The organism is Actinoplanes sp. NPDC049316 (assembly GCF_040677315.1).
Lineage (GTDB): Bacteria > Actinomycetota > Actinomycetes > Mycobacteriales > Micromonosporaceae > Actinoplanes.
In genome coordinates this window covers 395,836-420,604 of record NZ_JBFAQM010000003.1, presented here as the reverse complement: position 1 = coordinate 420,604, position 24,769 = coordinate 395,836, and the positions used below count along the sequence as shown (strand labels likewise).

The following is a 24,769-nucleotide window of genomic DNA, read 5'->3' as shown; positions in this document are numbered from 1 at the left end:
CATTCTCGTCATTCATCACGCTGCGTAAGCGATCTTGTTTCAGGAACGTTACCGGCCGGTAGCCAGACCTCTTGTTCCCACCCGGCGGGACAGGCAACATTCCTCGCACGTCAAGACCGGCCGCATCGACGGGTCTCACTTGCAGGAACCGACCTGGAGTCGACCGCGGTGCGAGCCGCATGGCGGTGCGGCCGAGCCGTTACCCCATCAGTACGTAGGAGGATCCGTGAAGGATGCGCAAGGCGGTCCGGCATACGGTCGCACCAACTGGCGCCGTTTCGCCGTAGCGGCGGCGGTGCCCGTCGGCGCGGTCGTCGCCTTGACCGTCGGGATGGCCAACGGGGCGTTCGCCGCCTCGTTCGCGGTCTCCGGTCAGTCGTTCAAGATCTCTGCCGACAAGCTCGAGGGCACCGGCTTCGCCCAGTACGGTGACAAGGACACGACGAAGGACGGCACCGAGATTCCGGTCGCCGTCTCCGGCATCTCCTCGGCGAAGCTCTACAACCTCTGCCAGTCGGTGAAGGTTCCCGGGCTGCCGGTCAGCCTGACCATCCGGGCCGGCCGCGAGTCCGGCAAGCCGGCCGAGGCGACCGATCTGCTGATCGGCATGAGCGAGCTCAGCGGCGACGCCGAGTTCACCGACATCAACATCGGCCAGGACGCCTCCACGCTCGGCCTGGGCGGCGAGGGCGCGAAGGGCACGAAGGGCATGTTCGGGCAGGAGGCCAAGAGCGTCACGATCACCGGCCTCAAGCAGACGTCGACGTCGACCTCGGCGGGCACCTTCAAGCTGAAGGGCCTCAACCTCAAGGTCAACGGCCCCGGCAGCGACGGCAAGCCGGCGGAGTGCTTCTGACGCACGACCCGAGGCCCGCGGATCGCACCGTCCGCGGGCCTCACCCATGCCGGTCACGCCCGGCACCACCCGAGTAGGAGGACGTACGTGGCACCACCAAGCACGCCGCCCGGCGGCTTCCGTCTCTGGCGGCGCAGCCGGCCTTTCTGGGGCGGGCTTCTGCTCGTGCTCGCCGGGCTGGAGCTGTTCCTCAGCGCCAATCTGACGCTGGGCGACCTGCAGGTGCACTTCGGGCCGCAGGGTTTCCTGTCCTACCTGCTCCCCCTGATCCTGCTGCTCTGCGGCGTGCTGACCTGGGTGAGCCCGGGCCAGCGGCTGTTCTACGGCATCCTCGGCCTGCTCACCGCGGTGTACACGCTGATCGGCCTCAACTTCGGCGGCTTCGGTCTCGGCATGCTCCTGGGCATCTTCGGTGGCGCGCTGGTGCTGGCGTGGTCGCCGGCCCGGCCGCAGCCGGAGGTTCCGATCCCGGCCGACGTCGCCGAGACCCGCGACCCCGACGACACCGCGCCGCTCGACGGCGCCTCCAGTCCGGGTGCGGAGCTGCCGTACGGCGCCCCACCCGAGGAGGAGGACCTGCGCCCGTACCCGGCGGCCCCGGACGAGGCGCGCCCCGACGACACCGCCGTGCTGCGTCCGGCGAACGGCTCCGGCCTCGTACCCGGCTTCTCGAGCGACGGGATGACCCCCGCGCCCGACGACCCGGAGCAGCCGCCCCGCTCGTCCGGCGGGTACCGCAAGGCGTTCGTCATCACGCTCGTACCGCTCGTGGTCACGACCGCGGTCCTGGTCGCGGGTGGCCGTACCCCGGCGCGCGCGGACAACGAGTGCCCCGAAGGGCTGCCGTCCCGCTCGGTCGCGGCCGCCGGCAAGGAGAGCGCCAAGCAGTCGCCGGCCGCCGCGAAGGCGCGGGCCAAGACGCAGGCGTCGGCCAAGGCGGTCAAGAAGAGCGCCGCACCCGCGGCGGCGGCCACCAAGAGCTCACCGGCGAAGGCCGACGAGCCCGAGGAGGACGACCCGAGCAAGAGCAGCAACCCCATCGTCGACGGCTGGAACGGCCTGGTCGACGGCGTCGGTGACCTGCTCGGCATCGGCGACGACGAGACGGCGGAACCGTCGGCGAGCGCTTCCCCCAGCGTCCCGCCGGCGGACCCGTCCACGCCGGCGACCTCCGCGCCGGCCACCGAAGGGCCGTCCGCCCCCGCACCGCAGCCCAGCGGCGAACCGTCGGCGGACCCCTCCGGGTCGTCGGCGGGCTCGGCGTCACCGTCCCCGGCGCCGAGCTCGTCCGACATCCCGTGCCTGGGCCCCCGGGTCTTCAAGGAGGCCGGCCCGGACGACGTGCCGCAGGTGTCGCTCAAGGGCGGCACGCTGGAGACCGACCGCCTGACCATGTACAACTCCACCTATGACGGCGTGGCGGAGCTGCCGACCGCCGAGGGCACGATCAAGGCGCTCAAGTTCAGCATGGACAAGGCGGTGAACAAGCCGTTCAAGCTGACGATCGCGGAGCGGGGCGGCGCCACCACCCTCATCAAGAGCAACGAGCTCACGACCGACGGCAACGTGCGCTTCTACACCCCGCGGTTCGAGGGCAAGTTGTTCGGCCTCATCCCCGTGGTCTTCACGCCGGATTCGCCGCCCCCGCTGACCCTGCCGGTGCTGTGGTTCACCGACGTGACGATCAACCTGGCCTTCGTCCGCTGCGACACGCTGACCGCCGATCCCCTGGACCTCAGCGAGAAGAGTTAGGACGCGCGCGCCGCCCGGCGCTCGCGCCAGCCGTGGACGACCTCGTCGGCGTCCAGCGGCGGCAGTAGCACGGGCGGCCCGTCCATCAGTCCGGCGCGAGCCTTACGGAGCTGCTCGTTGAGGGCCGCCACGTACGCCCGCACCTCCGCCTCGGAGCCGCGCCGGTCCACGGTCTCGCGCAGGTCCTCGGCCTCACGCCGCAGCGCCAGGGTAGGCGGCAGCGCACCGGCGGTGGCCCCCTCGCGGCGCAGCCAGTCCTTGACCCACCAGTCCTCGTCGTACTCGTGGCCGTGGTCGCTCAACGGTTTGCCGGAGCCCGGCAGGTTGTCGAACTGACCCTGCTCCTGCGCCTCGCGGATCTTGCGGTCGATGTGCGACTCGTACCAGCTCGCCATGGACCCGAGTCTACGACCGGTCACGACGGGCCCGGCCCGACGAGCAGGCCGGCCGGGACGCCGGCGGCGTCGCTTCACAGCAGCCCGGCGAGACGAGCAGGCCGGCCGGGACGCCGGCGGCGTCGCTTCACAACAGCCCCCGCGAGACGAGCAGGCCGGCCAGGACGCCGGCGTGGTCGCTGAGCCCACACCACGGACCGGCCGGTCGGCGATCAGCCGGACGGCGCCGCACCTCCTGCAACGCCACGAGATCCGGGCGACACCGGGCGATCTCCCGGCGGAGCAGCGGCGTCCAGCGCGGGTCTCCCGCGTCGTTCTGGACGTTGAGGGTCAGCACGCACAGCCGGATCCCACCGATGATCCGCCACCTCCGGCCCGCCGGCCATCGAACCCACAATTTCTATCGGTGAGGTAGGCTGATGCCCCGCCTCGACGAGGGAGCACGCCATGTTCACCCTGACCGAACGGGCCCCCGGCTGCTCATCGCCGACACCGCGGCGTACGCCCGGGCCTGCGCGGCGAACGCCTGCGGCTCGTACGACCGCGGCCTGGCGCTGGCCGGCCGTGCGGTGGACGAGCTGCGGCCGCACGCCGGACGCCCGGGCGGCACGGAGATGCTCGGGTCGCTGCTGCTGGCCGGCGCATACGCGAGCCGCGGCGGCCGGCGGCCGCGATTGGGCGGACGAAGCGGCCGCGCCGGCCCGGCGCACCGGCGAGACGACCGCGCTGGGGATGTACTTCGGCCCCACCAACGCCGGGATCTGGCGGATCGGCATCGAGGTCGACGGGGGCGATCCCGGGCGCACCGCGCAGATCGCCCGGACCACGAACCTGGCGGGCGTCCCGGCCGGCCTCCGGCAGGTCTTCTACTACGCGGACACCGCCCGCGCCCTGGCCCGGATGCGCGGCCGGGACCGGGAGGCCGTCCGCTACCTGCTCACCGCGGAACGGCTCGCGCCACAGCACGTGCACACCTCGGCGGTGGCGCGGGAGACCACCCGCGCCCTGCTGGAGCGGTCACGCCGCGCGGCCGGCGGTACGGAGCTGCGCGGCCTGTGCGAGCGTATGCAGGTGGGCTGAGCTCAGTCCGAGGCCGGCCGGAAGCTGTCGAAGACAAGCTGCAGGTCGTCGCGGGCCGCGGCCCAGTCGGCGTCACGGGTCTGCCAGTAGATGCCGTACGCCTGATCCGCGGAGGTCACGACCCCGCGGTTGTTGACGTGCTGACGCGAGCCGCCGTCGAACGTGAACTCCCAGTCGGCGGCCTTGCGGAAGTAGCGGACCTCGCGGATGTGGATCTCGTGATAGCCGGGGAAGTCGCCGCGCGCCACCCGGTAGTCCGCCTTGCCGCGCCAGTCGGCGACCGGGTCCCACTTCGGCTGGTCGGTCTGGTCGATGCCGAGCGTGCGGCCGGTGCTGCGGTCGCGGAAGTACACCATCGAGCCCTCGCGGGATCGGGTCCAGCCCTCGGGCACGTAAAGGGCGAAGCCGGTCTTGTCGCGGTAGTCGCGCCACCCGGCCGGCCGCGGCGGCAGTTGCCGGCCGGTGGTCGTGGCTTTCGCGGTGGGCGGCGAGGTCGTGGTGGAGGGACGGCCACCGGAAGGGCTGGGCGCCGGGGCGGCCGGCGCGCTGGTGGCCGGCGCGCTGGTGGCGGGAGCCGTCGCCGGCGGTGGCTTCCGGGTCTCGGTGTGCTCGCCGCGGCGGGTGGCGAACCAGGTCGCGACCGCGCCGGCCAGCAGGACGAGCACGGTCACCACGGCGGCGATCGCCACCGGCCGACGTCGCCGGCCGGTGGAGGAAACGGCGGCGGCCGGGGACGCCGCCGGGGACGCCGGGGATTCCAGGGCAGGAGCGGCCGCCGGAGAAACCGGGGACGCAGCGGCCGTCGGGGAAGGCGGGGACGCGGCGGGCTCGGCCATCGCGGCTTCGAGCAGGCGGCGCGTCCCGGCCGCGTCGATGCGCTCGGCCGGGTCCTTGCGCAGCAGGCCGTCGAGCACCGGCCGCAGCGGGCCCGCCCGGCGCGGCGGGTCCGGCTCGTCGGCGGCGAGGGCGGTCAGCGTCTCCACCGCGGACGGCCGCTCGAACGGCGACCGTCCCTCCACGGCGGTGTACAGGGTGGCGCCCAGCGACCACAGGTCCGAGGCGGGTTCGGCCGTGCCGTAGCGCGCCCGTTCCGGGGACATGTACTGCGGGGAGCCGAGAACGAGCTCGGAGCTCGTCGTGACGACGCTGTCGCCCTCGATGGAGGCGATGCCGAAGTCGGTGAGCACCACCCGGCCGTCGTCGCCGAGCAGGACGTTGGCCGGTTTGACGTCGCGGTGCCGTACGCCCCTGCCGTGCGCCGCCTCGAGCGCCGCGAGGATCTCCAGCCCGAGCGCCGCCACCCGCCGCGGTTCCATCGGGCCGTCCTGCTTGACGACCTCCTGCAGCGACCGGGACGGCACGTACTCCATGACGATCCAGGCGCGGCCGTCGTCCTCGAAGATGTCGTACACCTGGGCCACGTTGGGGTGGCTGAGCCGGGCCGCGGCCCGGGCCTCCTGCAGCATGCGCCGGTGCACGGCGTCGCGTTCGGCGGCGACGAGGTCCGCCGGCAGGATGATCTCCTTGACCGCCACGTCGCGCTGCAGGATCTCGTCGCGGGCCAGCCACACCCGACCCATGCCGCCCACGCCGAGCGTGTCGCCGAGCAGATAGCGTCCGGCGACGGCCACGGATCCGGCAGTCATGCGGGCCGGTATACCCCCCTCGGCCGGCTTCTGAACCGTTTGCCGGTCAGACCTTTACGCGGCACGGGATCGACACGTGAGGATGGCCCGCAAAGGGGGTAGCCATCCGGGATGACGACCACCATCCGGACCATCCTCGGCTCCGGGCCGGCCGGCGACCTCGGCGCCGACGAGCTGGCCACGCTCGCCGAGACCGTCATCGCCTGCGGGCAGACCTGCGCGGCCTGCGCGGACTCCTGCCTGGGCTCGGGCTTCGCCGCGGGCCTCACCGAATGCATCGGGCTCGACCTGGCCTGCGCGGACATCTGCGCGACCACGGCCCGGGTCCTCGCCCGGCCCGACGGCCGCGACACCGCGATCGTCCGGGCGTTGCTGCAGGCCTGCGCCGTGGCGTGCGCCGCGTGCGCCGACGAATGCCTGCGGCACGTCGACAGCCACCGGCACTGCGGGACGTGCGCGCAGATGTGCCGGGTCTGCGAGGAGCAGTGCCGCAGCGCGCTGATGGCGCTCGGCTGAGCGGCCGCGGCGCCACGCGCGGCCCGGGCGGCCGCGGCGCTACGCTTCCCGGCGTGGATGACCTTGGGTACGCCCGCAGCCGCGTGGCCGAGCTGGGCGAGCGGTTCTGCCTGACCTTCGTCAAGGGCGTCGACGAGCGCGAGGCGCTGGCGCGGATGGGTGCGTACCCCGACACCGTCGGCGAGCGTGCCGGGCCGGAACCGGCGGGCCACGCGGCCGCCCTGACCGCCGGCGCCTGGACCCTGGTGATCGAGCCCGGTGGGGCGGCGGGGTCCGATCACGTGCTGCTGGAGGCGGTGTCGCGCGGCACCGAGGCGGTGTCGGTGCTGCGCGACGATGCGGCCACGCCCCGGTTCACGTACGCGGTGAAGGGCACGACCACCGTCGCCTTCGACCCCTCGTTCCCGGCCCCCGAGGTGACGTGGGGTTCCGACCCGGGCCTGCTGCAGCACCTCATGCAGGCGGTCGGGCTGCGCGAGCCGGCCGGTGAGGACGAGGAGACGTGGCGCGACGCCGAGGCGAAGTCGCTGGTGCTGGCGCAGCGGCTCACCGGCGTACGGGTGCCGGAGGACGCACTGGCCGGGCCGCGGTTGTCGGCGCGCATCGAGCCGTGGTTCGTGGGCGGGCCACGCCCCGCCGACCTGCTGCGGCCGGGCCCGCGGTTCGCCGATCTGTTCGCCGCCGCGCAGGCCGCGCCGGACGAGCGCAAGCGGACGGTCGCGGTCGCCGAGGTACGCCGCCTGGCCGGGCTGCTCGGCGTCGCCGGCACGCCGGGGCTGGCGACGGCCCTGGACGAGGCCGCGCGCGGGGCGGGCCGCCCGGTGCCGATGGACTCCGAGCTGGGCCGCCACGTACGGACCTGGCTGGAGGCCGCCGACCCCGGTGGTCTCGGGCTGCTCACGACCGCGTTGCGCGGAGTGCTGGACCGCGACGCCGACGTGGCGTTGCGGGCGGCGCTGCGGCCGTTGCGGGCCGGCGGATCGCTCTTCGACCCGGACACGGCCCGCGAGGCCGTCACCGCCGCGCTGCGGGCCTCGTGACCTAGGCGGTGGGCACCTTCACCGCGCCGCTGAGGATGCGGTAGCGGGCCTTCTCCAGCCCCGCCTGGTACGGCTTGATCGCCGGGTTCGAGGTCGCGTACCCGAGACCGTCGACCTTGAGGTCGTACCGCTTGACACCGCCGGAGCGGTCGCCCTTGATGAACGCCTGGATCTCCTGGAAGACGCCGTTGTCCACGCGCTTGAGCATCGACGTGAGGATGCGTCCCTTCACGCCGGCGGCGGCGCTCGCGTACTGGTCGGAGTCCACGCCCACGGCCCACGCGCCCGCCGCGGCGACCGCTTCGATCGCGCCGCCGCCGGAGCCGCCGGCGGCCGAGTAGACCACGTCGGCGCCCCCGGCGAGCAGCGCCAGCGCCGCTGCCTTGCCCTTGTCCGGCGAGCTGAAGCCGCTGAAGTCCGGCGGCCTGCTCAGGTAGCGCGCGTCGACGCGGATGCCCGGGTCGACGCTGTGCACGCCGGCGGTGTACCCGACCTCGAACTTGTGGATCAGCGGCACGTCCACGCCGCCGATGAAGCCGACCCGCCCGCTCTCCGACGCCAGGCCGGCGGCCACCCCGACCAGGTACGAGCCCTGCTCCTCGGAGAACAGCAGCGACACCACGTTCTTCGCCTGCACCGAGTCGTCGTCGATGATCGCGAACAGCGTGCCGGGGAACTCCTTGGCGACGGTGCCGACCGCGCCGGCGTACAGGAACCCGACCGCGATGACCGGGTTGCTGCCGCCCTTGGCGAGCTCCCGCAGCACGGCCGCGCGGCCCTCGTCGGTCTCCGCCTGGGTGGTCGCCTCGGTCGCCTCGATGAGCAGCTCCTTCTTCGCCCGGTCCAGGCCGGCGCCCGCGGCGTCGTTGAAGCTCTTGTCGCCGCGGCCCGCGCTGTCGTACGCGATGCCGACGTGGACGGTCTCGCGGCCGAGCCCGGTCATCGCATCGGTCGAGACGGTGACCGGCGCCGCCGTGCACGCCGACAGGGTGGCGAGCGCGGCGGCGAGCAGCGCTGCGGTGATCCTCGTGCGCATCTGCATCCTCAGTACCGGAACTGCCCGACGGCGTCGCGCAGGGTGGTGGACATGCGGGTCAGCTCGGCGGCGGCCTCGCGGGCGCGGGCCACCTCGGCGGAGGTCGCGGACGTCGCCGCCGCCACCGCGCGGATGTTCTCGGCGATGCTCGCCGTGCCGCTGGAGGCGGCGACCGCGCCGCGGTTCATCTCGCCGGTGGTCGCGGTCTGCTCCTCCACCGCGCCGGCGATGCTGGTCTGGTAGTCGCTGATGCGCCGGATGACCCCGCCGATCTGGGCGATCGCTGTCACGGCGGCCTCGGTGTCGTTCTGGATCGCCTTGACCAGCCCGTCGATCTCCTCGGCCGCCCGGGCGCTCTCCTGGGCCAGGTCCTTGACCTCGCCGGCCACGACCGCGAAGCCCTTGCCCATCTCGCCGGCCCGGGCCGCCTCGATGGTGGCGTTGAGCGCCAGCAGGTTGGTCTGCCCGGCGATGGTGGTGATCAGGCGTACGGCGTCGCCGATGGCCGACGACGAGGTGCCCAGGTTCGCCACCGTGCCGTTCGCGGTCTCGGCGCCGGCGACCGCCTGGGCGGCCACCTCCGCGGCGGCGACGGCGGAGCGGGCGATCTCCTCGATCGAGATGCCCATCTCCTCCGAGCCCGCGGCCATCGTGTCGACGTTGCGGTTGACGTCCTCGGCGGCGCCCGCCACCAGGTCCGCCTGCAGCGACGTGTCCGTGACCGCCTGGGTGAACGCGGCGGAGACGGCGTCGAGCTCGGCGGAGGTTCGGGCCAGCCCGTCGGCCTGTTCGGCGACGTCGGAGACGATCGCGCGGACGGACGACACGGCCTGGCCGAGCGCGGCGGACATCTGGGCCACCTCGTCGCGGCCGCCGCTCGCCGGGACGACGGTCAGGTCGCCGTCCGCCACGCGGCGCAGGGCGTCCCGGGCGGCGTGCACGGGGCGCACGATGCTGCGGGTCACGACCAGCGCGGAGGCGGCGCCGAGCAGCAGGGCCAGCCCGGTGGCGATGCCGATGGCCCACTGCGCGCGGGTGGCGTCGTCGGCGGAGGTGCGTACGGCCTGGACGCTGCGCGCGTCGACCGAGCCGGCCAGCTTCTGGGCCGCCACCATGATCCGGTAGTAGCTGTTCCAGCTGTCGTACATGGCGATCTGGTCGGCGTTCCACAGGGCCTGCGGCGTACCCGGCTTGTACGCGGCCACGAGCTTGTCGTTGACCTGGACGTACGTGCCCAGCTCCGCGCTCACCTGCTGGAACAGCACCCGCTCGGCGGCGGTGAGGGCGCCCGCGTCGACCTGCCGCAGGAACTGCTGGAACGTGTCCCGCTCCTGCTGCCACGCCTGGTACGCGACCGAGTCGCCACCCAGCGCCCTGGCCGCCCCGAGCCGGTAGATGTCGTTGATGTAGCTTGCCTGCCACCCGTTCAGCGTGGCGGCGTGGGTCTTGATCTCCTCGGCCTGCCGGGTGAGGACCTCGAGCCGGCGGACCTCGTTGGCGGAGGAGCGCTGCTCGACGATGGTCGCGAAGGCCATCGCCGCGACGCCCAGCAGCAGCACGAGAACCGCGGCGAAGGCCCCGACCAGCCGGGTGCCGATGGTGAACCGCCGCACGTGGTGATCCCTTCGGACGTTCCGGTGCGACCCTGGCGCCGCCCGGGAGATCCTTCGGCCTGCGGGCGGTGGTTCTGAGGTCTTGCCGGCTGTGACGGCCGACGCCCGGGGTCGATCACGCCGAGGATCGCGTTGCCATTACCTCACGCGCCGTCACGGGGTCGGCGGAAGTTGCCGATTTCCGCCGGGACAACACCCCCTGGGAGATCGCCACCCCGGCCAGCACGATCAGCGCGCCGACCGGCTGGTGCCATCGCACGTGCTCGCCGAGTACGGACACGCCGACCACCGTCGCGACCACGGGCATCAGGTAGGTGACCGACGCGGAGGTGCTCGCGCCCGCCATCCGGATGACCCGGAAGTTCAGCACGAAGGCCAGGCCCGTGCCCAGCGCGCCGAGCGCCAGCACGCAGAGCACGACGTCCGCCGACAGCGCGGCGGGCCGCGGAGGGGCGCCGGCGATCAGCGGCGCCACGACGGCCAGCTGTGCCAGCGCCACCAGCAGCTGCGCGGCGGCGATGGAGACCCCGGACCCGGTCCGGCCGGCGACGAACTTCTTCTGGTACGGGATGGCGACGGCGTAGCACATCGCCGCGGCGAAGCACAGCAGCTGCCCGGTGAGCTCGGTGCCGCCGACGCCACGCCAGACGCCCAGCACGACGAGCACACCGGCGAACCCGATCGCGATGCCGGCCGCCCGGCGGCGGGTGAACGACTCGGTGCGGAACACCAGCACCGCCAGCGGCAGCGCGACCAGCGGCGTGGCGGCGTTCCAGATCCCAGCGAGCACGGAGGACACGCGCTGCTCGCCGTACCCGAAGAAGGTGAAGGGCATCGTCACGCCCAGCGCGGCCACGACGATCAGATGGGCCCACAGCCGGCCGTCGCGCGGCAGCCGGTCGCGCGTGAGCGCGAGGATCACCAGCAGCGTGACCGCGCCCGCCGCGACCCGGGCGAAGGTGAGCCACAGCGGCGGCAGCTCGCGGACGCCGACCTTGATGAACAGGAAGCTGGTCCCCCAGATGGCGGCCAGCGCCAGGAAGCCGGGCAGCCAGGCGCGCACCGGGATGTCAGGGGCGGTTCTCGTCTCCACCCGTGACACTCTGCCGGAGGGGTACGACATTTCTCCGCGCATTTTCTCCGACCGCGGTCGGATGCCCGGCCCGCCGGCGATGACTAGCGTGACGGCGTCATGCCTGGATCCGTCACGCCCGCCCTGCTCCGCGACGCCGCCCTCGCGCTCGGCGCCGCGCTGGTGTGCGCCGCCTTCGCGTGGCCGTCCGCACCCGCCGTCGGCGTCGCGGCCGCGATGTGCGCTCCCCGTGGGCGCGGGCCCCGCCGGACGCCGACATCACCCGCCTGCGCTCGCAGCTGCGGGCCGCCGTCGCACCGGTGGCCGGGGCCGAGGTCGGCGGTGGGCTGACGGCCAAGGCGAGCTACCGGGAGTTCCTCGACCGGCTGCCGGCCGTCACGACCGCGCTCGTGGGCGTGGCCGTCCTGATCGCGCTGATCGGCGTGGGCAACACGCTGGGCCTGTCGGTGCTGGAACGCACTCGCGAGTCCGCGCTGCTGCGCGCGCTGGGCCTGCACCGGCGGCAGTTGCGCTGGATGCTCGCCGGCGAGGCGGTCCTGCTGAGTCTCGCCGGCGCGGTGATCGGCACGGCCGCCGGCGCGTTCTTCGGCTGGGTCGGCACGCGCGCCGTCAGCGACGAGATCGATTTTCGGACGGCCGTGTTCTCGGTACCCGTGCCGCAGCTCTGCGCCGTGACAGCCGTGGCCCTGGTCGCCGGGGTGCTCGCCTCCGTGTTGCCGGGCCGCCGGGCCGCCCGGGCGCTGCCGGTCGAGGCCCTGGCCGAGCCCTGACGGGCCGGCGCCGCATGCCGAGGTGCCCACGCCTCGGCATCCGGCAGGTCGGCTTCGCGCCGGCGGATCTGCTACGGTCGGCGGTGGTCATGAGTGCCAGCGCGTAGCCCCGGCTTGCTGGCCGGCAACCCTTGCGTTCGCGATGGGGTGCCCCGGGTGAGGACCGGGCCGGCGTCGATCCCGACGCGGGCAAGCGCGGACCCCCGGGCGGGTCCCCGACCTCCCGGAGGCTTCCGTGACGCTGACTCTCCAGCACGACCTTGACGTGGTGGGCGCCGACCTGACCACCCCCGCGGGCCTGCGCTTCGCGCATCTCGACTACGCCGCCTCGGCCCCGTGTGTGCGCGCCGCCGCCGACGCCGTCGCGGAGCTGCTCCCCCGTTACGGCAGCGTGCACCGCGGCACCGGCATCCGGTCGCAGGCCTCGACCGCCGCCTACGAGCACGCCCGCCACGTGGTCGCGGGGTTCGTCGGGGCCCGCGCCGGGGACACGGTCGTGTTCACCCGCAACACCACGGACGCGCTCAACCTGCTGGCCCGCGCGCTGCCGCCGGGCACCACCACGATCGTCTTCGACGGCGAGCACCACGCCAACCTGCTGCCCTGGCCGCGGCAGCTGCGGCTGGCCACCCCGCGCAGCCCCGAGGCCGCCGTCGCCGCGGTCGACGGCGCGCTGCGCACCGTACGCGGGCCCGCCGTCCTGGCGGTCACCGGCGCGAGCAACGTCACCGGCGAGGTGTGGCCCGTCCGCCGGCTCGCCGACGTCGCGCACGCGTACGGCGCCCGCGTCGTCGTCGACGCCGCCCAGCTCGCCCCGCACGCCCCCGTGGACCTGACCGCCCTCGGCGCCGACTACCTCGCGTTCAGCGGGCACAAGCTGTACGCCCCGTTCGGCGCCGGGGTGCTCGCGGGCCGCGCCGACTGGCTGGACGCCGCGCCGCCGTACCTCAGCGGCGGCGGGGCCAGCGCCGCGGTCGGCGCCGACGCGCACGACGTGCACTGGGCCACCGGCCCGGCACGGCACGAGGGCGGCACCCCCAACCTGCTCGGCGCGGTGAGCGTCGCCGCCGTCTGCGCCGCGCTGGAACGCACCGACCGCGTGGGATTGCACGAGCGCGAGCAGAGCCTGCTGCGCCGGCTGCGGGACGGGCTGGCGGCCGTGCCGGGCGCGGTGGAGGTGAGCTGTTTCGGCCCGGACCACCCCCGCGTCGGCATCGTCTCGCTCGCCCTGCCCGGGCACGATCCGGCCGTCGTGGCGGCCCGGCTCGCCGACCGGTACGGCATCGGCGTGCGCGCGGGACAGTTCTGCGCCCACCCGCTGACCCGCCGCCTCACCGGCTCGGCCGTCGTGTCCGGCTGCGGCGCCGGGCCCGCGAGCCTGCTGCGCGTCAGCTTCGGGCTGGGCACCCCGGACGACGACGTCGACCGGCTCGTCGCGGCGCTCGCGGAGCTCACCGCAGGGTGATCCCTCAGGCCGCGGATCAGGGACGGATCCGGGTGGTTCCCGATGCCGCGGCGGCGTCCCTGGGCGGAGTCTGGAATCACCAGTTCCGCGTACGGAAGGCGCAGACCATGACCTCGTTCTCCGACTCCATGACCCGCCAGGGCCTCACCCGGCCGCGCGAGGGTCGCATCCTCGGCGGCGTGTGCGCCGGTCTCGCGCGGCGCTTCGGTCTCGACCCCTGGCTCACCCGCCTGCTGTTCGTGCTCGTCCTGCTGGCCGTGCCGGGCAGCCAGATCCTCGTCTACCCGCTGCTGTGGGTGCTGATGCCGGCCGAGCGTCCGGGCTTCGGCACCCCCTCCACGATCTGACGGCTCCCCGGGCGATCACCACGCTCGCGCACGGACGGTAGGGTTCCACCGGTGTGCGCGGGCGGGGTGAGGTGAACGACGGATGAGCGGGCCGCTGTTGCCCGGGGACCCCCGGCGGCTCGGCGGGTACGCCCTCGAGGCCCGCCTCGGCCAGGGCGGCATGGGAGCCGTCTTCCTCGGCCGCGCGAGCGACGGCCGCCGGGTCGCCGTCAAGGTCGTCCGCCCCGAGCACGCCCACGACCCCGAGTTCCGCGGCCGGTTCCGCAGCGAGGTCAACCGGGCCCGGCAGGTGCCGCCGTTCTCCACCGCCGAGGTCCTCGACGCCGACCCCGACCACGAGCCGCCGTACCTCGTCGTCGAGTACGTCGACGGCCCCTCGCTGGCCGCCGTGGTCCGCGACCGCGGCCCGCTGACCGGCTCGGCGCTGCACGGCGTCGCCGTCGGCATCGCCACCGCCCTGACCGCCGTCCACGGCGCCGGCGTCATCCACCGCGACCTCAAGCCCGGCAACGTGCTGCTCGCCCTCGGCGGTCTCAAGGTCATCGACTTCGGCATCGCCCGCGCCTTCGAGGCCACCAGCCACCACACCGCCACCGACCAGATGATCGGCACGGTCGCGTACATGGCGCCGGAGCGTTTCGACGCCGACAGCGCCCGCACGACCGGGTTCGCCGCCGACATCTTCTCCTGGGGCGCGGTCGTCACGTACGCCGCGACCGGCCGCACGCCGTTCGGCGCGGACTCCGCCCCGGCCACCGCCATGCGGATCCTCACCCAGCCGCCCGACCTCACCGGGGTTCCCGGGCCGCTGGCCGCCCTCGTCCGGCAGAGCCTCGCGAAGGACCCCGCCGACCGCCCCACGGCGCGCGAGCTGCTCGACCGGCTCCTGGCGACCCAGCCGCCGGCGCAGGAGCCGCCCGTGCCGCGCGAGACGGCGGCCGTCCCGCCGCAGGCATGGCAGCCCCCGCCCGCCTTGCCCGTGACCGGCCCGCCACCGCGGCGGCGCGGCCGCGTGGCGTCGTTCCTCGGCGCGCTCGTGCTGCTCGCCGCCGTCGGGGTCGGCGGCGGTCTGCTCGTGGCCAACGCGGACAGCGGCGACCGCGGCGCCTCACCCACCCCGGCCGCCTCCGGCGGCGCGCGCCCGTCCGGCTCCCCGGCGCCCGCGGCGGCGCCCACGAACCCCGAGGCCATCCTCGCCGGCAGCCGCCGCACGCTGCTGCACATGGCCGAGATCGACCGCGACCTGGCGCTCCCGGCCACCGGGGCCGCCCGGGCCTCCGACGGCACCAGCGAGGACGCGCAGTTCGTCCTCGAGCCGTACGGCGTCGACTACCTCATCAAGTCGGTACGCCCCTCCGCCGGCGGCCGGGAGCGCTGCCTCGGCGTACGCGCCGACCCCGACGGGCCGGCCTCACTGGTCGCGACGGAGTGCACGTCCGCCAAGGCCACGATCTTCGAGATCGGCGAGGCCGGCGGCAAGGACGACAAGGGCCGGCCGACGTACGTCATCAGCAACGACACGTACGGCCTGGTGCAGTGGAGCGAGAGCAGCCGGACCGTCTACGTCCAGGAGATCGGCGACGCCGAGGTGGACCTGACGTTCAGCTTCGTGGACCGCGGCCCCCGCTGACCCCGGCGCCCCGGGGTCTTGCCAGGGTCCGCCCGGCTGTGATGGCCTCGGATGGCCGTCTTCGAGGGGAGCCCTACGATGTGCACCGACGAGTGTCTGCACCAGTCCGCCGACGGCCCGGGGGTGACCCGGCGTGCCGCGCTGGCCGGAGCGGCCGCGGCCGGCGTCCTGGCCGTCCCGGGTACGGCGCAGGCGTCGCCCGCCGCCTCCCCGCTGACCGGTGAGCGCCGCGGCCTGCAGGACCTCACCTACCCGCTGTCCCCGTCGTTCCCGGCGTTCGCCGACGGCGAGGAGGCCCGTCGCCGCACGTACGTGACGATCGAGGACGACGGGTACTACATGCAGGAATGGCGGATCGTCGAACACACCGGCACGCACGTGGACGCGCCCGGCCACTTCACCGCGGGCGGGCGGCTGTCGACCGACCTGACCCTCGACGAGCTCATCGTGCCCGCGGTCGTCGTCGACATCGCGGACAAGGCCGCCGCCGACCCGGACGCCGTGGTGACGGTCGCCGACCTGCGGGCCTTCGAGCGCCGGCACGGCCGCATCCCCCGGGGCGCGGCGGTGCTCATGCACTCCGGGTGGGGCGCCAAGGTGGGGTCGGCCACCGCGTACCGGGGCACCGACGCCGACGGGGTGCTGCACTTCCCGGGCTTCAGCGCCGACGCCTGCGAGTGGCTGCTGGAGCGCCGGGCGATCCGGAGCCTGGGCGTCGACACGCTGAGCATCGACCCCGGCGTCTCGGCGGACTTCCCGGTGCACGTCACGCTGACCGGCGCCGACCGGTACGGCATGGAGAACCTGGCCGGCCTGGCCGCTGTCCCGCCGCGGGGCGCGACGGTGGTGGTCGGGCTGATCCCGTTCGAGCAGGGCTCCGGCGGGCAGGCCCGGATCTTCGCCGTGTGGTGAGCGCGCGGCGTCCGTGCGGATGCCGCATCCCCGGGTGGCGGCTATCCTCGGGCAGATGTCCAGGAACACCTTGGTCGCGTACGAGCCGGTCACCACGGACGGCCTGCTCGTCGCGGCGCTCGACGGAGAGCTCGACCTCGACAGCGCCGACGAGGTGCGCGACAGCCTCGCCTCGGCGGCCGTCGGCACCGGATGCCGCTACCTGCACGTCGACGTCGGCGGGCTCACCTTCATCGACTCGTACGCGATGGGCGCGCTGGTCAGCGCACGCAACAGCGCCGCGGCCGCCGGGGTGACGCTCACCCTGACGAACCCGTCGCCGCCGGTGCGCAAGGCGATCCAGGTGACCGGCCTGGCCGACGTCTTCGGGCTTCCCCCGGGCGAGTGAATCCGCGCCGCGCCGTCACGCCCGGTGCGGGTGGGTCACCACCACGACGGGGCGCGCCGATTTCCTGATCAGGTCGAGCGGCACGCTGCCCAGCAGCCGTTGCGCCACGGCCGGCCGGGTGCTGGAGCCCACCACGATGAGATCGGCCTCCAGCTCGTCGGCGAACTCCAGGATCCGGTGCAGCGGGCGTCCCGGCAGCACGGTCCGGGTCACCTCCACGCCGGCCGCCACGAGCCGGTCGGCGGCCACCGCGACGGCCCGCTCGGCCCGTTCGGTGAAGACCGCGCGCGGGGCGGCGGCCAGCCGCTCGATCTCCACCTCGTCGACGGCGACCACCGCGACGGTGGCGCCGGTCTGCCGGGCCAGGTCCGCGGCCGCGTCGGCGACCCACGGCTGATCGGCCTCCGGGTTCGCGGCGAGCACGATACGCATGCGTCGATCCTGATGCACGACGCGCCGGGGAACAAGGCGGCTCGACAGGGCGGCCTTTGTGTACGACGCTCGAACCGGACCCGACGCCGGAGGTGGGCCGCAGTGGCGGAGGCAGGCACGGACGACGCGGTACGGACCGACGGGCAGCCGGCCCTCAACCGGGTCATCGGCCCCGGCCTGCTGCTGCTGTTCGTCGTGGGCGACATCCTCGGCACCGGCGTGTACGCGCTGACCGGCAAGGTCGCGGCCGAGGTCGGCGGCGCGGTGTGGCTGCCGTTCCTGCTGGCGTTCGTCGTGGCCCTGCTGACGGCGTGCAGCTACCTGGAGCTCGTCACCAAGTATCCGCGGGCGGCCGGCGCGGCGCTGTACACGCACAAGGCCTTCGGCATCCACTTCCTGACGTTCATGGTGACCTTCGCGGTGATGTGCTCGGGCCTGACGTCCGCGTCCAGCGCGTCCAAGGCGTTCGCCGGCAACTTCGCCGAGGCCTTCGACCTGTCGCTGGGCGAGGGCACCGGGCTGACCGCCGTGGCGGTCGCCTTCATGACGCTGATCGCCCTGGTCAACTTCCGCGGCGTCGGCGAGAGCGTCAAGATCAACGTCCTGCTCACCTGCGTCGAGCTGACCGGCCTGCTGATCGTCATCGGGATCGGCGCGTGGGCCATGGGCGGCGGCGACGGCGACCTGTCCCGGCTGGTCGAGTTCCGGTCGCCGCCGGGCGAGAACGCGGTGCTCTCGGTGACCGCGGCGACCGCCCTGGCGTTCTTCGCGATGGTCGGCTTCGAGGACTCGGTGAACATGGCCGAGGAGACCCGCGACCCCGTACGCATCTTCCCGAAGGTCATGCTGACCGGCCTGTGCATCACCGGCCTCATCTACGTGCTGGTCGCCGTCTCGTCGATCGCCCTGGTCTCCCCCGAGGACCTCGGCGAGGGCGACGCACCGCTGCTCAAGGTCGTCGCCGCGGGCGCGCCGGCGTTCCCCCTGACGATCTTCGCGTTCATCACCATGTTCGCCGTGGCCAACTCCGCGCTGATCAACATGCTGATGGCCAGCCGCCTGCTGTACGGCATGGCCAACGAGCGCGTACTGCCCCGGGTGCTCGGCCTCGTGCACCGCACCCGGCGTACACCCTGGGTCGGGATCGTCTTCACGACGCTCGTGGCGTTCGGGCTGATCTGGTTCGCCGACCTGACCGCGCTGGGCGGGACGACGTCGCTGCTGCTGCTCTGCGTGTTCACAGTGGTCAACATCGCGGTCCTGGTCCTGCGCCGCGACCGGGTCGAGCACCGCCACTTCCGCGCGCCGACGGCGATCCCGGTGGTGGGGGCGGCGCTGTGCGCGTACCTGGCGAGCCCGCTGTCGGGCCGGGCCGGGAGCGACTACCGGGTGGCGGGGGTGCTGCTGGTGATCGGGGTGGCGCTGTGGGCGGCCACGTACGCCCATCACCGCATGACCGGCGAGCGCGCCGCACCCGGCCGCGGCTGACGATGGCCGACCGGCTCGTCCTGGTCAACGGCCTGCCAGGCGCCGGGAAGACGACCCTGGCCCGGCGCCTGGCCCCGGCTCTGGGCGTGCCGTTGATCAGCAAGGACGCGCTCAAGGAGGCGATGGCAGCCGCGGCACCCGGCCTCCCGTCGCGGGCCCTGGGCATCGCCGCCGCGCAGGCCATGTGGGAACTGGCGGCGGCCACGCCCGGCTGCGTCGTCCTGGAATCGTGGTGGTTCCGGCCCCGGGACCTAGGGTTCGTCACGGCCGGCCTCCGGCGGTGCGGTGCACCGGCCATCGTGGAGGTCTGGTGCGACGTCCCTGCCGACGTGGCGCTCGCCCGGTACCGCGGCCGGCGGCGCGCCGCGGTCCACGACGACGAGCGCCGGGCCCGCGAGTCCTGGCCGCGGTGGGTCGCGGAGGGCAGGCCGCTGGGGGTCGGGACCACCCTCGTCGTCGCCACCGGCCGATCGGTGGACCTCGACGAACTGATCGGGCGGGTCCGCGCCGTTCGCAGCGCGGGGGCGGGGGGCTAGACTGCCGTCCACATCGATTCCTTAGGGGTGAGGATCGTGACGGATCCCGAGCTGCCGGCCACGCTGAACACCGAGGTCGCGCACTCCGCGCGGCTGTGGAACTACCTGCTCGGCGGCAAGGACAACTTCGCCGCCGACCGCGAGGCCGCCGAGTACGCGCTCGCGCTCATGCCCGAGCTTGTGCAGTCCGCACGAGCCAACCGGGAATTCCTCGGCCGGGCCGTGCGGCATCTGGCCGGCGAGGCCGGCATCCGGCAGTTCCTCGACATCGGTACGGGCCTGCCGACGGCGAACAACACGCACGAGGTCGCGCAGCTCGCGGCCCCCGACAGCCGGATCGTGTACGTCGACAACGACCCGATGGTGCTCGTGCACGCCAGGGCCCTGCTGACCAGCACACCCGAGGGCGCGACCGACTATGTGGACGCCGACGCCCGCGACGTCGAGCGGATCCTCGCACGCGCCGAGGCCACGCTGGACTTCACCCAACCGATCGCGATCATGCTGCTCGGGATCGTGAACTTCCTCGTGGACGACGAGGAGGCGCACACGGTGGTGCGGCGGCTGCTGGCGGCGGTCCCGCCGGGCAGCTACCTGGTGATGTCACACCCGACCGAGGAGGTCAACGGCCCGGCCGTCCGCGAATCGATGCGCCAGTGGAACGAGAGCGGCGCCGCGCCGATCGCCGCGCGGACCCCCGCGCAGATCGCCACCTTCTTCGACGGCCTGGAGCTACTCGAGCCCGGGATCGTCACCTGCACGGCGTGGCGGCCCGACCCGCGCCACCCCGGCATCACCGACAAGGTCTCCGAGTACGCCGGGGTGGGCCGCAAGCCCTGACCGGTCACGGTCGGCCGTAAGCCCCAGCCGGGCATGCCCAGCCGCAAAACCTGACCGGTCACGCGCGGCGGACATCCATGACCATGACCGGGTACGGACCGGCGACCTCGTCGCCGGAGGCGTGCTCGGCGGGGATGACGTTGTCCATCCCCATCCGCAGGTTCTCGGGGTCGGTGGCGTCGAACCGGATCCGCCAGCCCCAGCCGCCGCCGTAGTCGCCGGCGAACACGAAGCTCGCCTCACCGGCCGGCCCGCCGGGCAGGGACATCGTCGCCGGCTTCTGGTGCCAGGAATCGCCCCAGACGGCCACGAGCGAACCGTCCCGGGCATCTTCGCCGGCCGCGGCGATCATCAGCAGGCCGTCCTGCTGCCCGTCCCCGGGGTGCGCCCACGTGTACGCGACCAGGGTGAGGTGCCCGCCGGCGGCCGTCGTCACGGTGACCGTCGCCGGCGCCTCGGCGAGCGGGTCGCCGGGCATGAGCCGGAAGCCGTTGGTGCCCGCCCAGGAGCCGGCGAAGTCGCAGAGAATCATCCGGCAACCGTAGGCGAGCCGCGGGTCGCCCTCAACGACGACCCGCTGACCCTGCTCAGCGGCCGGCGGCGCCTTCCCGACGGCCGGCCACAATCCGCCAGCCCCTCCCCGGCCGCCGGCCCTCCTCTGCCGCCGGCCCTTCCTCTGCCGCCGGCCCGCCGGAAACCGCCAGCCCTTCCTCTGCCGCCGGCCCGCCGCAAACCGCCAGCCCTTCCTCTGCCGCCAGCCCGCCGCAAACCGCCAGCCCTTCCTCTGCCGCCAGCCCGCCGCAAACCGCCGGCCTTTCCTTTGCTGCCGGCCCGCCGCAAACCGCCGGCCATGTCCCGCGGCCGGCCCTGACCCGCCCGCGCCCTCCCCGCGGCCGACCCCGAACCGCCCGCGCCCTCCCCGCGGCCGACCCCGAACCGCCCGCGCCCTCCCCGCGGCCGACCCCGAACCGCCCGCGCCTTGCCCGACGGCCGGCAGCGGCCCGGCGCGCTTCGACGGCTCAGCGGCCGGCGGGGACCCGGCGGGTGTTGGCCGTGATGGCCTCCACCATCGGGGGCCACAGCTCGCGGGGCAGGTCGTGGCCCATGCCGGGGTACGTGAGTAGCTCCGCGCCCGGTACGGCGGCCGCCGTGGCGTGACCGCCGCTGACGTCGACGAGCGGGTCGTCCTCGCCGTGGATGACCAGCGTGGGCGCGGTGACCCCGGCAAGGGCCGGCGTACGGTCCGGCGAGGCGAGGATCGCCGCGTACTGCCGCAGTGTGCCCAGCGGGTGGTAGCCGCGGTCATACTTCGCCGAGGCTCGGCGCACGAGCTCGTCCTCCGGCGCCGGGAACCCGGGCGAGCCGATGAGGCGCGAACCGGCGACGGTGCCGGCGATGGCCTCGTCGCGGCTGCCCGCCGGCGGCCGGCCCAGCGCGGCGGCTGCCTCCGGGGTGGCGCGGCCCACGGAGAAGTCGCCGGTCGTCGACATGATCGAGCAGACGCTCGCGACCCGGTCGGGCCGGTCGACGGTCAGCTGCTGGGCGATCATGCCGCCCATGGAGGCGCCGACGACGTGTGCCCGGTCCACGTCCAGGGCGTCGAGCAGGCCGGCGGTGTCCGCCGCCATGTCGGCAAGCAGGTAAGGCGCCTGCGACCGGTCGCCGCCGCGCAGTGCCGCGATGTCCGGTACGCCGCGGTCGTGCAGAACCGTGGACAGCCCGGCGTCGCGGTTGTCGAAGCGGATCACCCGCAGCCCCTCGGCGGCCAGGAGCTCGCAGAACTCCTGCGGCCAGTCGATCAGCTGGGCCCCCAGCCCCATGATCAGCAACAGGGCGGGTGCGCCCGGGTCGCCGAGGGTCTCGTACGCGATGTCGATGCCGTTGCTGTGCGCCACGGGCACGATGCCACCTCTTCTTCATCGATGGGCGGGCGTCTCTGCGAGCTTGCCAGATCTTGACCCCGGCATCGACAGGAGTCGCCTGTCTCATACAGCTGTCCCGGCCAGAACAGGAGACCCATGGTGACCTCTTTCAGGACCCGACGAACGTGGTGGGTGCTCTGAACAAGGCCGACCAGACGCCTGCCCGATCTGATGGTGTCGGAGCGATGACGCCCGGGGACCGCTCGATCAACCGGAACGCCGGCCCGGACCACTCGCCGATAGTGCCTATTTCCGTCCCGTGATTCAACGTGGCGAGCGTCGCTTTTTCAGGGTGATCGTTTAGTGGTGCCGGCAAGCGGCTGGCGAAACAATTCATGGGTGGGACAGCTGCAATTCTTCTCGGTGACGGAATTGGCCACGATGCGTGACCGGACCGCGTCGCGGAACCATTCCGCAGCGCGGGAGGAGTTTCGCCGCGAGCACGCTCGTCACCGAGCTTGGGGCTTGGCGCAAAGGCACGCCACGAAGCTGCGCCGCCTGCACGCCGAGCGCAGCCCGGAGCGGCCGCCAGACGCGGGCGGCCGGCGATACCCGATGACCCGGCCCAGGCCGACGGCGCCAGCGGACGGGGCGGCGACGACCTCCCACGCGGTGGAGGCTTCCGCGTCAGAGGGCGCCGGGGCGAGGACCGCGCATGCGAGCTCCGCGCACGCGAACTCCACGCACGCGAACTCCGCGCACGCGAACTCCGCGCACGCGAACTCCACGCACGCGAACTCCACGCAGGTGAACTCCACGCACGCGAGCTCCACGCACGCGAGCTCCACGCACGCGAACTCCACGCACGCGAACTCCACGCACGCGAACTCCACGCACGCGAGCAATCCGCACACGAGCAACTCGCAGGGCAGGACTGCACAGCAGGCAGCTGCACCAGATACCACGCAGCCGGCAAAATCGCGGGCCGCCACATTTCCGGCGCGCGGGTTCGCTACTCGCACATGTCGGGTGGAACGTCGGAGCGTACTCGCCGCGAAAGACACCACATCAATACTGATCGCATCGACAGAGTCCCGCCCAACGGAATTGCCGGCTCAGAAATACGTCGGATCAACCAGGCGGGTGCGTTTCCGCTGTCCGGTGCGGCACCCTCATTCACTGCTCGGTCCGCGGGCGAGACGGACAGACTGGTCGGTGGTGCAGACGGCCGTGTGCGACGAGGGAGAGACACCAACGGCGAAGCCCACCGCCGACATCAACGGCGAGGGCGACCGCCGGCCCCCGACGCGAAACGCCACCGCGAGCCCAGGACGCGAACGCTGCCCGAACCCGAAGGCCACCGCCAGCCCAGGACGCGAACGCCGCCCCCACCCGCCCGAACCCAAAGGCCACCGCCAGGCCAGGACGCGAACGCCGCCCCCACCCGCCCGAACCCGAAGGCCACCGCCAGCCCAGGACGCGAACGCCGCCCCCACCCGCCCGAACCCAAAGGCCGCCGCCAGGCCAGGGCGCGAACGCCGCCGCCGGCCCCGAACCCGAAGGCCGCCGCCGGTTCAGAGGGCGTGGGCCAGGTGCTGCTCCACCCGTGCGGCCGCCGCGGCCACGTATGGGAAGCGCACCTCGTCCACCTGTGCGTTCCACGATGCCGGGCCGTGCCGGCGGAGCATTTCCTGGTGCCGGTCGGCGACGGTCACCCGGTCGCCGCACGGGCCCACCGTCTGGTCGGCGTACGTCAGGGCGTCCGAGAGGAGGTCTTCCGTGAACGGGTAGGCCGCGAGGCGGTCGGCGAGGCCGCGGGCGGCGGCGACGAAGCGGGCGCCGGAGTGGTGGGCCACCTGGGTGGCGACCGTGAGGGGCCAGCCGTGGGCCGCCAGGTGGTCCGCGCCGTCGAGGGGGTGGAAGCCGGTGACGACCGTCGGTTCGGCGTACCCGATGTCGTGGAGCCAGGCCGCCGCGACCAGGATGTCCGGGTCGAGGTCGAGCGCGGACGCGAGCTCGGCGGCGCGGGCGGCGACGCCCGCGGTGTGCCGCCAGCGGTTGGGCAGCGGCGCGAGGAGGTCGTGGGCGATCTCCCGCGCGGCGACCACGAAGGCCCTGGTCCGTACGCTCATGGCCGGATCGTCGCCGGTGAAGATGAACAGCAGGCGACGACGATCTTGCAACGGCCTGAACGGGGACGCCTGCGGGACATATCGGGGACCGTCGGCCCGGGGGCGGGGCGCCGAAGTCCCCGGCCGGGACGGGACCTTCGGCCGCGCCAGAGGGGCCCTTCCGCATCTCGGGTTGGGCCCGGGCCCGCCGATCTGTCCTGGCGCAAGAGGCGGTAGCGCACCAACCGGGCAGCACACCGCCACAGGGAAGGGGCAGGACGATGCTGAGGTCGCGGAAGATCGCCAGTGTGCTCATGGCTCTCGTCGGGGCCGGGATGGTCGCGGCGGGCCCGGTCATGGTGTACGAGGGCGTGCACGGGCAGAGCATGATCAAGGACGAGCTGAGAGCTCAGAAGATCGAGTTCCCGGCGGACAAGGCGCAGCTGCCCGACGACCTCAAGGGGTACGCCGGCCGGCACGTCACCACGGGCTCCGACGCGAAGGCGTACGCCGACCTGATCGCCACGCACATCGCGAAGGCCACCGGCGGCCGGACGTACTCCGAGGTGTCCGACGAGTGGATCGCCGGCGGCCGCAAGGACGAGCAGCTCGCGCAGACCCGGCAGACCGCCTTCATGGGTGAGACGTTGCGCGGTTCGCTGATGAGCGCCTACCAGGCCGAGCAGGTCACCTGGCTGGTCAGCGGGCTCGGCGCGCTGTTCGTCGCGCTCGGCGCCGTGTTCGGGGTCACCGCGTTCAGCTTGCGTACCCCCAAGGTCGTGGTGCCCGCCTCGCCCGAGGCGCTGGCCAGCGGACATCTGCCCGTGGCCTGATCCACGGCTCGGCGCACCGAGGGTTGCCCCGGCGGGCGGCCCTGGTTGCGTGTCCGGCCTTCGTGGACCGAAGCTTCGCGGGCCCGGTCCGGGCCGGGCCGGGCCGGGCCGGGGACGATCCGGCCCGG

26 protein-coding genes and 1 riboswitch are annotated in these 24,769 nt (G+C 73.8%); of the genes, 15 read left to right on the top strand and 11 right to left on the bottom strand.

The annotated features are described in order from the left end of the window. Positions 1 to 226: 226 nt before the first annotated feature. Both AB0K03_RS07225 and AB0K03_RS07220 read left to right on the top strand, forming a co-directional pair. Complete coding sequence (locus tag AB0K03_RS07225; protein ID WP_364681664.1) at positions 227 to 856, top strand: DUF6230 family protein; 630 nt, start codon at positions 227 to 229, stop codon at positions 854 to 856. Positions 857 to 943: 87 nt separating this feature from the next. Further along, positions 944 to 2,608 (top strand): DUF6114 domain-containing protein, encoded by a 1,665-nt coding sequence (locus AB0K03_RS07220; protein WP_364681663.1) that lies wholly within the window; start codon positions 944 to 946, stop codon positions 2,606 to 2,608. Here the strand turns inward: AB0K03_RS07220 and AB0K03_RS07215 are convergent. Beyond that, positions 2,605 to 3,003 (bottom strand): DUF1992 domain-containing protein, encoded by a 399-nt coding sequence (locus AB0K03_RS07215; protein WP_364681662.1) that lies wholly within the window; start codon positions 3,001 to 3,003, stop codon positions 2,605 to 2,607. The two genes, AB0K03_RS07220 and AB0K03_RS07215, sit on opposite strands and share 4 nt — an antisense overlap. A gap of 127 nt (positions 3,004 to 3,130) precedes the next feature. Beyond that, positions 3,131 to 3,340, bottom strand: coding sequence for an endonuclease/exonuclease/phosphatase family protein (locus AB0K03_RS07210; protein ID WP_364681660.1), 210 nt, complete (start codon positions 3,338 to 3,340; stop codon positions 3,131 to 3,133). Positions 3,341 to 3,735: 395 nt separating this feature from the next. Here AB0K03_RS07210 and AB0K03_RS07205 point away from each other — a divergent pair, with 395 nt between their 5' ends. Further along, on the top strand, positions 3,736 to 4,083 hold the full coding sequence (locus tag AB0K03_RS07205) for a hypothetical protein (RefSeq protein ID WP_364681658.1): 348 nt from the start codon (positions 3,736 to 3,738) through the stop codon (positions 4,081 to 4,083). A gap of 2 nt (positions 4,084 to 4,085) precedes the next feature. On the opposite strand, the gene AB0K03_RS07200 is transcribed toward AB0K03_RS07205, so the two are convergent. Next, positions 4,086 to 5,729 (bottom strand): serine/threonine-protein kinase, encoded by a 1,644-nt coding sequence (locus tag AB0K03_RS07200; protein WP_364681657.1) that lies wholly within the window; start codon positions 5,727 to 5,729, stop codon positions 4,086 to 4,088. A 111-nt stretch (positions 5,730 to 5,840) separates the two neighbouring features. On the opposite strand from AB0K03_RS07200, the gene AB0K03_RS07195 reads away from it, so the two are divergent. Beyond that, on the top strand, positions 5,841 to 6,245 hold the full coding sequence (locus tag AB0K03_RS07195; protein WP_364681655.1) for a four-helix bundle copper-binding protein: 405 nt from the start codon (positions 5,841 to 5,843) through the stop codon (positions 6,243 to 6,245). Positions 6,246 to 6,298: 53 nt separating this feature from the next. Further along, positions 6,299 to 7,285, top strand: a complete 987-nt coding sequence (locus AB0K03_RS07190) for a DUF6461 domain-containing protein (protein WP_364681653.1) — start codon at positions 6,299 to 6,301, stop codon at positions 7,283 to 7,285. 1 nt (position 7,286) lies between these two features. Here AB0K03_RS07190 and AB0K03_RS07185 read toward each other — a convergent pair whose 3' ends face one another. From AB0K03_RS07185 to AB0K03_RS07175, 3 genes are all read right to left on the bottom strand, one after another. Continuing rightward, positions 7,287 to 8,321: a BMP family ABC transporter substrate-binding protein gene (locus AB0K03_RS07185; protein WP_364681651.1), complete on the bottom strand. Its 1,035-nt coding sequence runs from the start codon at positions 8,319 to 8,321 to the stop codon at positions 7,287 to 7,289. 8 nt (positions 8,322 to 8,329) lie between these two features. Next, on the bottom strand, positions 8,330 to 9,934 hold the full coding sequence (locus tag AB0K03_RS07180; RefSeq protein WP_364681649.1) for a methyl-accepting chemotaxis protein: 1,605 nt from the start codon (positions 9,932 to 9,934) through the stop codon (positions 8,330 to 8,332). A gap of 115 nt (positions 9,935 to 10,049) precedes the next feature. Further along, a complete protein-coding gene (locus AB0K03_RS07175) occupies positions 10,050 to 11,057 on the bottom strand; it encodes a DMT family transporter (protein WP_364681647.1) in 1,008 nt (335 codons plus the stop codon). A 188-nt stretch (positions 11,058 to 11,245) separates the two neighbouring features. On the opposite strand from AB0K03_RS07175, the gene AB0K03_RS07170 reads away from it, so the two are divergent. The 6 genes from AB0K03_RS07170 to AB0K03_RS07145 all read left to right on the top strand — a co-directional run bounded on the left by AB0K03_RS07170 (position 11,246) and on the right by AB0K03_RS07145 (position 16,539). Beyond that, entirely contained in the window at positions 11,246 to 11,797 is a 552-nt protein-coding gene (locus AB0K03_RS07170; RefSeq protein WP_364681645.1) for an ABC transporter permease, read from the top strand. A gap of 85 nt (positions 11,798 to 11,882) precedes the next feature. Continuing rightward, positions 11,883 to 11,999, top strand: a riboswitch (SAM riboswitch). A 63-nt stretch (positions 12,000 to 12,062) separates the two neighbouring features. Beyond that, positions 12,063 to 13,262, top strand: a complete 1,200-nt coding sequence (locus AB0K03_RS07165) for an aminotransferase class V-fold PLP-dependent enzyme (protein WP_364681724.1) — start codon at positions 12,063 to 12,065, stop codon at positions 13,260 to 13,262. Between the two features lie 107 nt (positions 13,263 to 13,369). Then, positions 13,370 to 13,609: a PspC domain-containing protein gene (locus AB0K03_RS07160; RefSeq protein ID WP_364681643.1), complete on the top strand. Its 240-nt coding sequence runs from the start codon at positions 13,370 to 13,372 to the stop codon at positions 13,607 to 13,609. 82 nt (positions 13,610 to 13,691) lie between these two features. Then, positions 13,692 to 15,239, top strand: coding sequence for a serine/threonine-protein kinase (locus tag AB0K03_RS07155; RefSeq protein WP_364681641.1), 1,548 nt, complete (start codon positions 13,692 to 13,694; stop codon positions 15,237 to 15,239). A 78-nt stretch (positions 15,240 to 15,317) separates the two neighbouring features. After that, the gene (locus AB0K03_RS07150; protein ID WP_364681639.1) at positions 15,318 to 16,151 is read left to right on the top strand and encodes a cyclase family protein; all 834 of its coding nucleotides are present in this window, start codon (positions 15,318 to 15,320) and stop codon (positions 16,149 to 16,151) included. Between the two features lie 55 nt (positions 16,152 to 16,206). Further along, entirely contained in the window at positions 16,207 to 16,539 is a 333-nt protein-coding gene (locus AB0K03_RS07145) for an STAS domain-containing protein (protein WP_199509676.1), read from the top strand. Positions 16,540 to 16,554: 15 nt separating this feature from the next. On the opposite strand, the gene AB0K03_RS07140 is transcribed toward AB0K03_RS07145, so the two are convergent. Then, entirely contained in the window at positions 16,555 to 16,971 is a 417-nt protein-coding gene (locus AB0K03_RS07140) for a universal stress protein (protein WP_364681637.1), read from the bottom strand. A gap of 102 nt (positions 16,972 to 17,073) precedes the next feature. Here AB0K03_RS07140 and AB0K03_RS07135 point away from each other — a divergent pair, with 102 nt between their 5' ends. The 3 genes from AB0K03_RS07135 to AB0K03_RS07125 are packed head-to-tail and all read left to right on the top strand — an operon-like array spanning position 17,074 to position 19,835. After that, the gene (locus tag AB0K03_RS07135; protein ID WP_364681635.1) at positions 17,074 to 18,459 is read left to right on the top strand and encodes an APC family permease; all 1,386 of its coding nucleotides are present in this window, start codon (positions 17,074 to 17,076) and stop codon (positions 18,457 to 18,459) included. Between the two features lie 2 nt (positions 18,460 to 18,461). Next, positions 18,462 to 18,995, top strand: a complete 534-nt coding sequence (locus AB0K03_RS07130) for an AAA family ATPase (protein ID WP_364681633.1) — start codon at positions 18,462 to 18,464, stop codon at positions 18,993 to 18,995. Positions 18,996 to 19,031: 36 nt separating this feature from the next. Further along, a complete protein-coding gene (locus tag AB0K03_RS07125) occupies positions 19,032 to 19,835 on the top strand; it encodes an SAM-dependent methyltransferase (RefSeq protein ID WP_364681631.1) in 804 nt (267 codons plus the stop codon). A gap of 58 nt (positions 19,836 to 19,893) precedes the next feature. Here AB0K03_RS07125 and AB0K03_RS07120 read toward each other — a convergent pair whose 3' ends face one another. The 4 genes from AB0K03_RS07120 to AB0K03_RS07105 all read right to left on the bottom strand — a co-directional run bounded on the left by AB0K03_RS07120 (position 19,894) and on the right by AB0K03_RS07105 (position 23,829). Then, positions 19,894 to 20,367, bottom strand: coding sequence for a hypothetical protein (locus AB0K03_RS07120; protein WP_364681629.1), 474 nt, complete (start codon positions 20,365 to 20,367; stop codon positions 19,894 to 19,896). A gap of 487 nt (positions 20,368 to 20,854) precedes the next feature. Then, positions 20,855 to 21,736, bottom strand: a complete 882-nt coding sequence (locus AB0K03_RS07115) for an alpha/beta hydrolase (RefSeq protein ID WP_364681628.1) — start codon at positions 21,734 to 21,736, stop codon at positions 20,855 to 20,857. Between the two features lie 470 nt (positions 21,737 to 22,206). Continuing rightward, positions 22,207 to 22,611: a hypothetical protein gene (locus tag AB0K03_RS07110; protein ID WP_364681626.1), complete on the bottom strand. Its 405-nt coding sequence runs from the start codon at positions 22,609 to 22,611 to the stop codon at positions 22,207 to 22,209. A gap of 660 nt (positions 22,612 to 23,271) precedes the next feature. Next, on the bottom strand, positions 23,272 to 23,829 hold the full coding sequence (locus AB0K03_RS07105) for an HD domain-containing protein (RefSeq protein ID WP_364681624.1): 558 nt from the start codon (positions 23,827 to 23,829) through the stop codon (positions 23,272 to 23,274). Between the two features lie 260 nt (positions 23,830 to 24,089). On the opposite strand from AB0K03_RS07105, the gene AB0K03_RS07100 reads away from it, so the two are divergent. Further along, a complete protein-coding gene (locus AB0K03_RS07100) occupies positions 24,090 to 24,641 on the top strand; it encodes a hypothetical protein (RefSeq protein WP_364681622.1) in 552 nt (183 codons plus the stop codon). Positions 24,642 to 24,769 lie beyond the last annotated feature (128 nt).